The sequence below is a fragment of the uncultured Acetatifactor sp. genome, from assembly GCF_948601915.1.
GTDB lineage: Bacteria > Bacillota > Clostridia > Lachnospirales > Lachnospiraceae > Acetatifactor.
In genome coordinates, this window is the sequence record NZ_CAPDXS010000003.1 from 64,407 (window position 1) to 76,120 (window position 11,714).

General features: G+C 57.8%; 9 protein-coding genes and 1 pseudogene. 7 read left to right on the forward strand and 3 right to left on the reverse strand.

Translation table 11 applies throughout. The features are described 5' to 3' along the window. The first annotated feature begins 168 nt into the window (after positions 1-168). From Q2B33_RS01085 to Q2B33_RS01105, 5 genes are all read left to right on the forward strand, one after another. Entirely contained in the window at positions 169-1,191 is a 1,023-nt protein-coding gene (locus tag Q2B33_RS01085; RefSeq protein ID WP_300563789.1) for a helix-turn-helix domain-containing protein, read from the forward strand. 8 nt (positions 1,192-1,199) lie between these two features. After that, complete coding sequence (locus Q2B33_RS01090) at positions 1,200-2,138, forward strand: DUF1848 domain-containing protein (RefSeq protein WP_300563787.1); 939 nt, start codon at positions 1,200-1,202, stop codon at positions 2,136-2,138. Positions 2,139-2,350: 212 nt separating this feature from the next. After that, positions 2,351-3,307 (forward strand): Rpn family recombination-promoting nuclease/putative transposase, encoded by a 957-nt coding sequence (locus Q2B33_RS01095; protein WP_300563785.1) that lies wholly within the window; start codon positions 2,351-2,353, stop codon positions 3,305-3,307. Between the two features lie 96 nt (positions 3,308-3,403). Next, on the forward strand, positions 3,404-4,567 hold the full coding sequence (locus Q2B33_RS01100; RefSeq protein WP_300563783.1) for an anaerobic sulfatase maturase: 1,164 nt from the start codon (positions 3,404-3,406) through the stop codon (positions 4,565-4,567). 76 nt (positions 4,568-4,643) lie between these two features. Beyond that, positions 4,644-5,546, forward strand: a complete 903-nt coding sequence (locus Q2B33_RS01105) for a transglutaminase-like domain-containing protein (RefSeq protein ID WP_300563781.1) — start codon at positions 4,644-4,646, stop codon at positions 5,544-5,546. A gap of 373 nt (positions 5,547-5,919) precedes the next feature. On the opposite strand, the gene Q2B33_RS01110 is transcribed toward Q2B33_RS01105, so the two are convergent. After that, on the reverse strand, positions 5,920-6,507 hold the full coding sequence (locus Q2B33_RS01110) for a DUF2812 domain-containing protein (protein ID WP_300563779.1): 588 nt from the start codon (positions 6,505-6,507) through the stop codon (positions 5,920-5,922). Between the two features lie 359 nt (positions 6,508-6,866). Then, positions 6,867-7,064: pseudogene (locus tag Q2B33_RS24415) on the reverse strand (PadR family transcriptional regulator); the annotation flags it as partial. Positions 7,065-7,246: 182 nt separating this feature from the next. On the opposite strand from Q2B33_RS24415, the gene Q2B33_RS01120 reads away from it, so the two are divergent. After that, a complete protein-coding gene (locus tag Q2B33_RS01120) occupies positions 7,247-9,169 on the forward strand; it encodes an ABC-ATPase domain-containing protein (RefSeq protein ID WP_300563777.1) in 1,923 nt (640 codons plus the stop codon). 39 nt (positions 9,170-9,208) lie between these two features. Then, positions 9,209-9,943, forward strand: coding sequence for an SGNH/GDSL hydrolase family protein (locus Q2B33_RS01125; protein ID WP_300563775.1), 735 nt, complete (start codon positions 9,209-9,211; stop codon positions 9,941-9,943). Positions 9,944-10,029: 86 nt separating this feature from the next. Here the strand turns inward: Q2B33_RS01125 and Q2B33_RS01130 are convergent, their stop codons facing one another. Then, positions 10,030-11,574 carry a S9 family peptidase gene (locus tag Q2B33_RS01130; RefSeq protein WP_300563773.1) on the reverse strand — a complete coding sequence of 515 codons (1,545 nt, stop codon included), beginning with the start codon at positions 11,572-11,574 and terminating at the stop codon, positions 10,030-10,032. Between the last annotated feature and the right edge of the window lie 140 nt (positions 11,575-11,714).

Consider the following 11,714-nt stretch of genomic DNA (forward strand, 5'->3'; position numbering starts at 1 on the left):
GCCATATGCAACCGCCGGTTGACAGATTTCCAAGCGCAATTGGTAGTTGTCAACCGGCTTTTTTGCTACGATTGCTCCATCCCGGGGCGGCCGGAAGGGGACGTCGTCCGGGAAAGGGGCACGGCAGGTGCGGAAAGGAAAAGCCGCCGGAGAGCGGCAGGAAAAAATATGATTCTGGCAGATAAGGTCATGACATTGAGGAAGAAGAACGGATGGTCCCAGGAGGAGCTTGCGGAGAAGCTGAACATCTCCAGGCAGTCCGTGAGCAAATGGGAGAGCGGCGCTTCATTACCGGACATCGACAAGATTATCGCCCTCAGCAGCCTCTTCGGGGTCAGCACGGACTATCTTCTGAAGGAAGAGCTGGAGACAGAGCAGCCTTCCGAGACCGAGGACGTCTATGAGGCGGCAAAGGAGAGGGCGGTCTCCCTGGAGGAGGCCAACGGATTCATGGGCCTGGTCAAAAAGCTGGCGGGGCGGATCGCCTTTGGGGCGGGACTGTGCGTCCTCTCCCCCATCCCCATGATCGTGTTCAGCGGCCTGGCGGAGTACGGCGCGGATGCGGGAGTAAGAGGGGCGGCGGCCATAAGCGAGGACATGGCAGGGGGCTTAGGCATGGTCATACTCCTGATTCTGGTGGCCATCGGCGTGGCGATTCTGATCCTCGGCGATATGCACACGGAAAAGTACCGGTATCTGGAGAAGGAGAAGCTGGCCCTGCAGTATGGCGTGGAGGGAATCGTCAGGAAGCGGAAGGAGGATTTCGCGGGGCGGTACCGCTTCTGTATCGTGGCCGGGGTCACGCTGTGCATCATCGGCGTGGTGCCCCTGATGGTGGCGGCAGCCTTTTCCGCGGGAGACCTGGCCTACATCTATTGTACGGCAGTTCTGCTCTCCATGGTAGCTGTGGCAGTGTTCCTGTTCGTATGGGCGGGCAGCATCCAGGGCAGCTTTGACAAGCTCCTGCAGGAGGGGGACTACACCGTGGAGGAAAAGGCGCTCCATAAGAAGACATCCTTCTTCCCTGCGGTGTACTGGTGCCTGGTCACCGCGCTGTTCCTGGGCGTGGGCCTGTATACCGACAACTGGAGGTACACAGCCTTTATCTGGCCCGTGGCGGCGCTGCTGTTCGTGGCGATTCTGTACATCGTGAAGGAAGTGGCGAAGGCCAGGCTGGAGAAGGGGGACTGAGAGGGGACATGATAATCAGCGCAAGCAGGAGAACCGATATCCCGGCATTCTTTTCCGACTGGTTCCTGAAGCGGATTGAAGAGGGATATGTGTATGTAAGGAATCCCATGAACGCCCGCCAGGTGAGCAAAATCAGCCTGGCGCCGGAGGTGGTGGACTGCATCGTGTTCTGGAGCAAGAATCCGGCCCCCATGATGGAAAAGCTGGGGCGGCTGGAGGGATATGCGCACTATTTCCAGTTTACGTTGAATGCCTATGGAAGGGATATGGAGGCGAATCTCCCGCCTCTGGACGAGAGGATGGATACATTCCGGCGGCTGTCGGAGCGGCTGGGCAGGCACAGGGTCATATGGCGGTATGACCCTGTCATCGTGAACGGCAGGTATCCGGTGGAGTGGCACAGGGAAAGATTCGGATATATGGCGGACAAACTGGGCGATTTTACGGAAAAGGTCACCATAAGCTTTATCGACCTGTATCCGAAGATTGGGGGCAGCATCCAGGGGAAGGATGTCCATGAGCTGTCCCATGGCCAGAAGGAGGCCCTGGCGGAGAGCTTCGCCGGGATTGCCCATGCCCATAAGCTGAACATAGACACCTGCGCGGAGGACATCGACCTGGATGCCTTTGGCATAGAGCATGCCCGCTGCATTGACGACAGACTTGCCTCCGCGCTGCTGGGATGCGCCATGGACCTGGGAAAGGACAAGAACCAGCGGCCTGCCTGCGGCTGCGCCGAGAGCATCGACATAGGGCTCTATGACACCTGCCAGAACGGCTGCGCCTACTGTTATGCCAACCACAGCCAAACTACCCGCCGCCGCAATCTCCAGGCATACGATCCGGACGCGCCGCTGTTGTGCAGCCGGGTGACAGAGCTGGACAGAATCACGGAGCGGAAGATGAAGAGCCGCCGGGACGGGCAGATGCGGCTGCCTGGCTTGTGACGCAGGACAAAAATATACGAAAAACAAAATATTTGTATATAAAAAAACAAGCATTGCCACCCGGAACCGGATATGTTATACTCAAAGCAGTAACCAGATTCTTTGAGCAGGATATTCTAAATCCAGGCCATGTGCCTGCAAGGCTTTTCAATCTGTAATTCCGTCATTCAGAAACCCTGCTTAATACCAGAAAATGAATATGAGGAGGGCAAATGGGTGAGCCGAACAATGCACTGGCGGTATATATGAACCGTCCTGACAGGATACGTTCAGTGCTGGAGTATTACATCGGAGAAAAGCTGCCGCAGGACTGGCAGTGTGTGGAGGCGAAAGGGTTCTATACTGTCCGGAACGCAAGGGGGAAGCTGTCCTTCCGCCAGAGGGATTTCATAGGAAATGCCAGCATGTGCGGGGTAAGCTTCAAGCTGGCCCTGGAGAATCAGGACTCGGTGAACCTGACCTATCCATGGCGCCTGATGGAGCTGGACTGCCTGGCCTATGGAAAGGGGATTGAGGAGGTACAGGAGCGGAATGTGCTTTCCCGGGAAAAGTATGGGAAAGGGGACGATTTTAAGTACCGCTATAAAAAAGAAAACCGGATTGAGCCTATTCTGCATCTGACCCTGTATTGGGGGAAGGAGAAGTGGCGCAAGCCCCTGACATTAAAAGAGATGATGACGGATATCATGGCGCTGCCGGAGAGGATGGCCGGGCTGGTGGGAGATTACAGGGTGAACCTGATTTCCATGCGCGCCATTCCGGAGAGCGATCTGCAGAAGATGGACTCGGATCTGAAATATGTGCTGGGATTTATGAAGCATACCGGTTCCAGGAAACGGTACGAGAAATATATCCGGGAAAACCAGGATTTTTTCTCAAGGATTCCCAGGAGCGCAGTGGATGTCATCGATGCCTGTACGAATATAAAAGATCTCAGGGAGAGCCTGCGATATACATTGAATGAGGAGAGCGGAGAGGAGGAAGGGGATATGTGCAAAGCGCTGGATGATATACAAAGGCATGCGGAGAAGAAAGGTGAGAAGAGAGGGAATCAGCGCACCAATAAACTGATTCAGCTGCTCCTTGCCGAAGGGCGCCAGGAGGATCTGCTCCGCTCGGCCACTGACAGGGTGTTCCAACAGCAGCTATTTCGGAAATACCATATCTGAACAGGGAAGGCGATCAGAGGAAATCAATCAGAAGAAATTGATTTAGAAGAAATTGATTATAAGAAATCGGATCTGCGGACAAGGAGATAAAAAGAGATGCCACCACTTAGCGTAATGATAAAGCCCTCCTCGGGTAACTGCAACATGAGCTGCGCATACTGCTTCTACTGTGACGAGATGCGCAACAGGACGCAGCCCTCCTACGGCTTCATGACGGAGGAGACCCTGAAGAACGTGATCCGCAGGACGCTGCTTAGGGCCGAAGGCTCCATCAGCTATGCCTTCCAGGGCGGAGAGCCCACCCTGCGGGGGCTGGATTTCTTCCGGAAGGTCATGGAGTACCAGAAACTGTACAACAGGCGGGGCATCCGTGTCTCAAATGCCTTCCAGACCAACGGCTACGCCCTGGACGATGACTGGTGCCGCTTTTTTGCCCAGCACCGGTTCCTGGTGGGCCTGTCCGTGGACGGCACGAAAGAAATCCATGATTCCCTGCGGCGGGGCAGAGGGGACATGGGGCCTACCTTCGACAGGGTGGCGGCCGCAGCAGGGCTGCTGGAGAAGCACGGGGCGGAGTACAACATCCTCACGGTGGTGACCAGGCAGGTGGCGGAGGACATCAAAGAGATATATCGGTTCTACGATAAAAAAGGATGGAGATACCAGCAATACATCGAGTGTCTGGATCCCCTGGAGAAGGAATGGGGACAGGAGCCCCACTCCCTGACACCGGAGGCCTATGGACGGTTTCTGGTTGATTTGTTCACGCTGTGGCATGAGGACTGGCGGCGGGGGCGGATGCCCTACAACCGCAAGTTCGAGAACTATGTGGCCATCCTCCTGGGGCGCATGCCGGAGTCCTGCGAGCAGAGGGGCATCTGCGGCATGCAGATGGTAGTGGAGGCGGACGGCAGCGTCTACCCCTGCGATTTCTATGTGATGGACAGGTACCGGCTGGGGAATTTCAACACGGACCGGGTGGACCACATTGACGCGAAGCGCCGGGAAATCGCGTTCGTGGAGGAATCCGGGAAGGTTTCGGAGGTCTGTAGGAGCTGCGGGTATTACAGGGTCTGCCGGGGCGGATGCCAGAGGAGCAAGCTGTTCTACCCGGAGGAGAAGGGATACAGGAGCTATTTCTGCGAGGGGTACAGGATGTTCTTCCGGGAATGCCTGGGGAGGCTCCGGGAGATGGCGGACTGGGTGGAAAAGGGCGCGGACAAAAGAAAGCATTCAGAATCAGGAAAGCTGCGGCGGTAGATGCTATACTGGCAATGGCATCCGGGACAGCCTGTCCGGGCAGATGCCGAAAAAACCGATTCGGAGGACGCGGCTTATGGAAGAGAATATTTTGGAGCATTACAGGAAGACGAGCACCTATACATACGCGGGGGCCTACGGGGAGTATTTCCGCTCCCTGCCGGATGATATTCCCATGCTGGGCAGGCTGGTCTGCGGCCAGGTGATACACAGGGTCACCCTGAAGGAGGGCAACACCAATGCCAATGCCACACTGCTCTACGGCGATATGGACAGATACCCCTGGTACAGGATGCGCTGCGAGGATGATGTCCTGCTGACGGCCCCGGCCATGACGGCGGAGCTGTTCCGCATGGACGGGCGCGGGTTCGTGAGGGACAGGAAGACGGAAGACAAAATAGTAGTCACATGCCGCTATGTGTCCGTGCTCATGAGCGCGATCCTGAAAGCCAAAGGCATTCCCGCCAGATGCCGTGCCGGGTTCGCCCCTTATTTCAGGGAAGGGGTCAGCATGGATCATTGGATCAATCAGTATTACAGCCGGGAGGAGGGCCGCTGGATCACCTTTGACGCGGACGGATTCTATGAGGAGAGCGGCATGCCCCTTACCCAGTACGACATACCGCAGGAGAACTTTGACTGGGCGGCGCAGGCCTATCTGGCAGTGCGCAGGGGGGAGACGGACGGGAAGCAGTTCCTTTATGCGGACTGTCTGGGAACCTGCTCCCTTCCCGCGCTGATTCGCTATCTGATCTATGATTTCCATGCATTGATGAATCAGGAGCTGACATACACCTTCCTGCCCGCTTATCTGGACGGGAGGCTGGAGAGGCTGACGGAAGAGGAGCTGGGGGAGCTGGATCTCCTTGCCGGGTGGATGGCGGATCCGGACAGGTATTTCGGGGAGCTGTGCGGGCTCTGGGAGCGGGAGCGGAAGCTGCGGATCCTGAACAGCCCTTTGGTGGCGATATCCGTATAAAAAATTTTTTAGTATATTGTAATCGGAAGCCGTATATGCTATAATGTAAACGGTTATGACGACTGAAATATGCATGACAGCACAAAAAGGAACGAAGCCCCGAAAGTAGTCTCAGTACTTTCGGGGCTTCTCCTTCTTTTTGGCGGAGAAGTGAAACGCTTGGGCTGGATTACCGACTACTCATCTCCGTCCAACCGCTTGCACAGATAGTATGCTACTATACTGGCCAACACAGAGACAACGAATGACTGAAATATGTCCATAACAGCACCCCCTTCCTGTCACCAGTATTGGGGCGGTAACAGGAAGATTGTACCATATCAGAACACATATTGCATTGTACGGATAGTCCAAAATGCGCCGGGCGATTCGCTTACCATTCCCTGGTTCTGGCCTCCTTCCCCAGCCGGATCAGCTCAAGCTGGTACAGCGCCAGCGGAACCAAGGAAAATACCGCGAAAACGCCTCCCAACCAGGCCCTGGCCAGTATCCCCAGCGCCACGGACATGGCGAAGAGGAACAGCCAGGGGGCCCGCAGGTTCCTGTAGTACTGCATCCTGTCCTCGTAGGTGGAGTGGAGTTCGAAGGGCCGCCCGTCATTCTCCTTCTCCACGATGAACAGTTCCCGGTTGAAGGTGGTGGAATTGGTGGCGATCCGGCCGCCTTTTTCCGCCCAGGGCCGCAGGCGCACCTTTCCCACGGAGTAGTTCAGATTGATGTTCTTGTAGAACACCCGATAGCCCATGCCCTCCAGAAACGCGCGGTACTGGGCGGCGCTTAGCTTCGACTTCCCGCCGATGAACTCCATGCGGTATCTCGTCCGGGCCGGCGGGCATTCCTCGAATTCATACAGCAGCTTTTCCGTGCGGATCAGCCGATAGCCCTTATCCGCCATCTTGTTCAGCCACCTTTCCTGGGCGATGAGAAAACTGCCGAAAAAGCGATAATATTTTTTTGCCATAACAGAATCCCTCCTTATGCTCTTGACTTCGTTCTTCTTTTTCTGAAAACGGTACGCGGTGCGCCTTATGTCTGCCGGATATCCATGATATGTGCCGCCACATCGGTCAGCTCCTGCAGCCGCCCGTATTCCCTTGCGGCGATTTCTCTGCCCAGGGGCGTAATCATATATTCCTTCTTCCTTCCGTCCCTGCTTTTCCAGGGGGCAGTGCCCCTGTTGCCCGAGGCGCCCTGGTTTTTCCGGTGGGTGCTGTCCGACGGAGAGGCATCCTCATTTTCCCGGGGAGCGTTGTCCCCGCATGTGGCGCTGCCCTCCTTTCCCCGGGGGGCGTTATCCTCGCATGTGGCGCTGTCCTCCTTTCCCCAGGGAGCGATCCAGCCCTTATCCGCCAGCGTGTTCAGCGCGCCGTATAAAGTGCCCGCCCCCAGCACGAGCCGCCCGCCGGTCTTCTCTTCAATGAATTGCATGACGGCATAGCCATGCCTGGGAGTGTAGAGGGCCAGCAGGATATAGAAGGTCACCTCCGTGAGCGCGCCGCCCTTGCCATAATCTCTCATAGAACCTCCTTCTATATTTATTACGTTTACTGTAATAAATATATCACTAACCGTAATATCTGTCAAGCATAAAACAGCCGCGAAACACAAATCCGTAAGCATTGACGCGGCGTATTTTATATATTAGAATAGAGAGCGGAACAGAGACGCTTTTTATCTGTATCAGAGAGGAACGGACGACTATGAAGACACAGAATGAATTGAGGACATTATTGCGCTCCATCGACCATAAGAGCTACCCGGCCTACAAATCCCTGGCGGGCGCGTGGAAATTCGACCGGTACACGCTGGTCATCGACCATGTGCAGGGGGATCCCTTCGCCGCCCCCTCCAGCCTCCATGTGGAGATCCCCCACGGGCTGGCGAAATTCCCGGCGGCCTATTACGCAAAAGACTGCTCCCGCATCGCCCTGCAGGACTTCCTGGTGAGGCAGGTGGGAAAGCAGTTCGAACAGTACAATTTCAAGGCTAAGGGCTCGGGGAAGAGCGGCCTGCTGTCCATCAGCCGCTGCGGACAGGCAGTGCTGGAGCGCAGTGCCTGCGAGATCACGGGAGACGGCCTGACGGTGCGGTTCCATGTGGGCTTCCCGGCCTTCGGGCGCACCATCAACGCGGGGGAGCTGGACAAGATCCTTTTCGACTTCCTGCCCCGCTGCGTGGAGTCCAGCCTGTTCTATGCCAGGCTGGACGGAAAGAAGCTGGAGCGGGTGGTGCACCTGGCGGAGGATCAGAGCGCCATGCGGCGCATCCTGAGGGAGGAGAAGCTGGTGGCCTTCGTGGCCAACGGCTCCGTGCTGCCCAGGAAGAGCGGCATATCCGACCTGCCCATGGCGGACAGCGTGGTCTTCACCTCCCCCCAGTCCATGGAACGGACTTTCGAACTGCCCCACAGGGGGAAGATTACCGGTATGGCCATCCCGGAGGGCATCACGCTGATCGTGGGAGGCGGCTATCACGGGAAATCCACTTTGCTGGAGGCCATCCAGATGGGAGTGTACGACCACATAGAAGGAGACGGACGGGAATTCGTCATCACCGAGGATACGGCCCTGAAGCTGCGGGCGGAGGACGGCAGGTCTATCCGGAACGTGGACATCTCCCTGTTCATCAACGACCTGCCCAATAAGAAGGACACCAAGAAATTCACCACCGAGGATGCCAGCGGCTCCACCTCCCAGGCGGCTGCGGTGGTGGAGGGGATTGAAGCGGGCACCAGGCTTTTCCTGATTGACGAGGACACCTCCGCCACCAACTTCATGGTGCGGGACGAGTTCATGCAGCAGGTGATCAGCCGGGACAAGGAGCCCATCACGCCCTTCCTGGAGCGGGCAGGGGACCTGTATGAAAAAGCGGGAATCTCCACCATTCTGGTGGCAGGCAGCTCCGGGGCCTTCTTCTACATCGCGGACCATATCCTGATGATGGACTGCTACCGCCCTGTGGACATCACGGAACGGGTGAAGGGGCTGTGCCAGGGGCATGCCGCGCCCAGGGTGCAGGCGCCGGGATTTGCGGTGCCCGCCTTCGACCGTGTGCTCCCGGCCTTCCGGAAAGCCCAGAAGGGCAGAGGGAGAGGATGGGACGGCAGGGAGCTGGAGACGAAGAACATCGGATACGGCGCAGGCGACGCGGAGAGCGGGAGCTTTACCGTGGCAGAGTCCCGCGGTGCGGGAGGAGGCCGGGGGTATAGAGGCTCCGAGGGCCGGGGGAACGGCGCAGACGGAAGAGGATATGGCTCCGGAGAGGACAGGGGGCATGGCGGAAGAGGACGCGGCGGCAACCGCGGCGGAGACGGACGCCATGAGCACATGAAGACGAAATCCTTCGGCCTGGAATCCTTCTCCATGGACAGGGAGGAAGTCAATGTGCGCTATCTGGAGCAGCTCCTGGATTCGGAGCAGGTGAATGCCCTGGCCCATCTGCTGCGGTACGGCTTAGAGGAGGTCATGGACGGAAAGAAGACCGTGCGCCAGACCGTGGAGGCCATCTGGAATGCCTGGGAGAAGCAGAACTGGAAGCCCTTTGCGGGCTCCTTCGTGCCCTGCGGCTTGGCCAAGCCCAGGATTCAGGAATTGTACGCCTGCCTGAACCGGTTCCGGGGATAGCGGACAGACGGTACGGGAGCCCGAATGGAGGGGAAGTACATGAGAGGAAAAGAGCGCATGCTGTATGCCTGCCTGGGGGACAGCATCACAAGCGAGCAGGTGACGGGAATCGGAACCATGGTGTGCCGGAAGCTGGGCATGGAGTTTTTGGGCAATTTTGCCTTCGGCTGGGCCACAGGCTCCGACTGGCATGACGGGGAGGAGACATTGACGCCCTGCTGTCTGGAGGATCTGCCCAATGAATTCTCGCCGAAGAACGTATTGTCCAACCAGGTGAGGCGCCTGCTGAAGGCGGCAGAGGACAAGGGGCGCAGCCCCCGGGTGATCTACATCGCCATATCCACCAATGACGGAGCCAGGGACTGGAGGGAGGAGAGCCCCGTCCCCCTGGAGGACGACACGGAGCAGGTATGCAAAAAGGAATACGGAGCCCTCACCAGAAGGAGCCTGGGGAGCGCGCTGCGCTGGGCAGTGGAGACCTTGCAGCGCGGATGCCCCGGGGCGGAGATTTTCGTGGCATCTCCCCTGCAGGCCTGCGCCCCCGAGAGCGACCAGGCTGCCGTAGGCCGGGAAGCGCTCCTGATAAAGAGGGAGATCATCAGGAAGATCAGCGGCTTCTGCGGGGTGAACTTCGTGGACTCGTACTATGAGAGCGGCTTTACCGGGGAGATCGCCAGAGACCATGGGCACATCCATCCGGATGGGGAATGGGCGGAGCGCATCGCGGAATATGTGGCGGCTGCCATAAGGGAAAAGATGTCGCTGTCGGAATAGCCGGATTTGGGATCGCCTCAGGGGAACACGTGAGGCGCCGCAGACAGAAGTGGGATGCTCGCTGTCTGCGGCGCTTTTTGCAGAGCTTATTGCGCGGTTCCGAAGGTCACGCTGTCAAGGATGCTCTGGAACAGGGGCACGGCCTCGTCCATGTAGCTGTCGTGGATTATGTAGTCCAGGGAGACAAAGGCATCTCCGTCCTGCACCAGCACATAGCGGTCATAGAAAGAATTGCCATCGTCATCCTGGGGGCTGCCAATGCAGTCAAGGGCAGGCAGCCCGCCCACTGTGGTATCCGTGACTTCATAGCCCTGTTCTGTCAACTGGCCCTTCAGATCTGCCAGGCTCCCTCCGCCCTGCAGGGTGAAGCCGGAGAGGTACAGCATGGACATATCCCAGGCATTGTCGTCCTCATAGCGGGAATAGAGGGACGTCTCCTCCTCGTCGGAATCATCGATCACCCACACATAAGGACAGGAAAGGGTCAGTCCCAGCCAGTCTATGGTGCGGGAAGCCATCACAGGCACAGGAACCTCAGGCTCCCGGGCCATGGCCGCGTCCAGCTCCTCCTGGGTGATGGAGATGGAGCAGGATTCGCCGGTGTCCGCCAGGATCTTCTCTGCCGCCAGCCTGGTGAGAGGGGCCAAAGTGGAGAAATGGTCGGCTCCTTCTATGACATAGCCGTGGATGTTCTCATTGTCCGTAGCCTGCTGCATCCGCTCCAGATTCTCGGAATTGCCGTCCCTGCCCTCGATGAGGAAGGTGGGGCTTTTCACATTGTCCAGCCAGTGGATGGGGGAGCGCATGGTGAACTCGTCCTCATTCTCCGTATCGAAGGTGAACTGGCTGTTGTTGTGGTACTTCACCTCGTCCACCGCGCCGTAGCAGAAGACCGCCCGGAACTTGTCCGTGTACTCGGAGGCCAGAAGCGCCCTGGTAGCGCCGGTGCTGTGGCCGCCCAGGTAGATGCGGTCCGGATCCACATAGGGCAGGGAGGCGGCATACTCGTAAGCGGAGACGATATCGTCCACCTCGCCGAAGAGGGCCTCATAATGGCCGGGATTGCCGTTTCCGCCCCGGAACGAGGGGTACATGGTCAGGACACCCGCCTGCCAGAAGGCGGAGCCGGTCTGGTCATTGTCCCAGGCCGGATAGCACCAGGGGAAGTCGTCGATGCCATTGCCCCAGCCGCCTACCACCCAGATGATCAGAGGGTGCTTTTCCCCGTCGCCGGGGTCGCTGGACACATAGGCCGCCAGGTCGCCCACCTTGGAGGAGTAGGAGACCAGGTCGAAGAGGCCCTCCGGAGGCTCCGGGACGGCATCGCTGTCGTTCTCCTGCCTGGCCAGGGTGGTGGTGAACGCGTCATGGGCCTCGGCGAAGCTGCCGTAGCTCTCTACCAGGGCCTGGGCGGAAGCATTGTTCGCCAGGAGATTTTTCTTGGGAGAAGAGGTCTGCTCCCGGGCGCTCTCGTCCCCGGAGCTCTCCTCCCCGGAGGACTGCCGGGACGCGCTTTCTCCCGAGGGGCTTTTGCTTTCCCCGGGCTGGGAGGAAGCGCAGGAGGCTGTGGCGAAAATAGTCGCCGTGGTCAGGAAAAGCGCAAAGGCTTTTCGGATTGAGATTGCTTTCATGAGAATTACCTTCCTTTTCTTTTAAGTTTCAGTTCTCTTATGAGCCAATATTATACCACTTAATCCAAAAGAATGGAAGACGGGGACATATAATGATACTGCTAGTGGTTAGTGTATAATTATTATTGGCAGAGGGAGGG

Bases quoted from the DNA above. Each gene is read 5' to 3' on its own strand.
- Q2B33_RS01085 (WP_300563789.1), top strand. From the start codon at position 169: ATGATTCTGGCAGATAAGGTCATGACATTGAGGAAGAAGAACGGATGG.
- Q2B33_RS01090 (WP_300563787.1), top strand. From the start codon at position 1,200: ATGATAATCAGCGCAAGCAGGAGAACCGATATCCCGGCATTCTTTTCC.
- Q2B33_RS01095 (WP_300563785.1), top strand. From the start codon at position 2,351: ATGGGTGAGCCGAACAATGCACTGGCGGTATATATGAACCGTCCTGAC.
- Q2B33_RS01100 (WP_300563783.1), top strand. From the start codon at position 3,404: ATGCCACCACTTAGCGTAATGATAAAGCCCTCCTCGGGTAACTGCAAC.
- Q2B33_RS01105 (WP_300563781.1), top strand. From the start codon at position 4,644: ATGGAAGAGAATATTTTGGAGCATTACAGGAAGACGAGCACCTATACA.
- Q2B33_RS01110 (WP_300563779.1), bottom strand. From the start codon at position 6,507: ATGGCAAAAAAATATTATCGCTTTTTCGGCAGTTTTCTCATCGCCCAG.
- Q2B33_RS01120 (WP_300563777.1), top strand. From the start codon at position 7,247: ATGAAGACACAGAATGAATTGAGGACATTATTGCGCTCCATCGACCAT.
- Q2B33_RS01125 (WP_300563775.1), top strand. From the start codon at position 9,209: ATGAGAGGAAAAGAGCGCATGCTGTATGCCTGCCTGGGGGACAGCATC.
- Q2B33_RS01130 (WP_300563773.1), bottom strand. From the start codon at position 11,574: ATGAAAGCAATCTCAATCCGAAAAGCCTTTGCGCTTTTCCTGACCACG.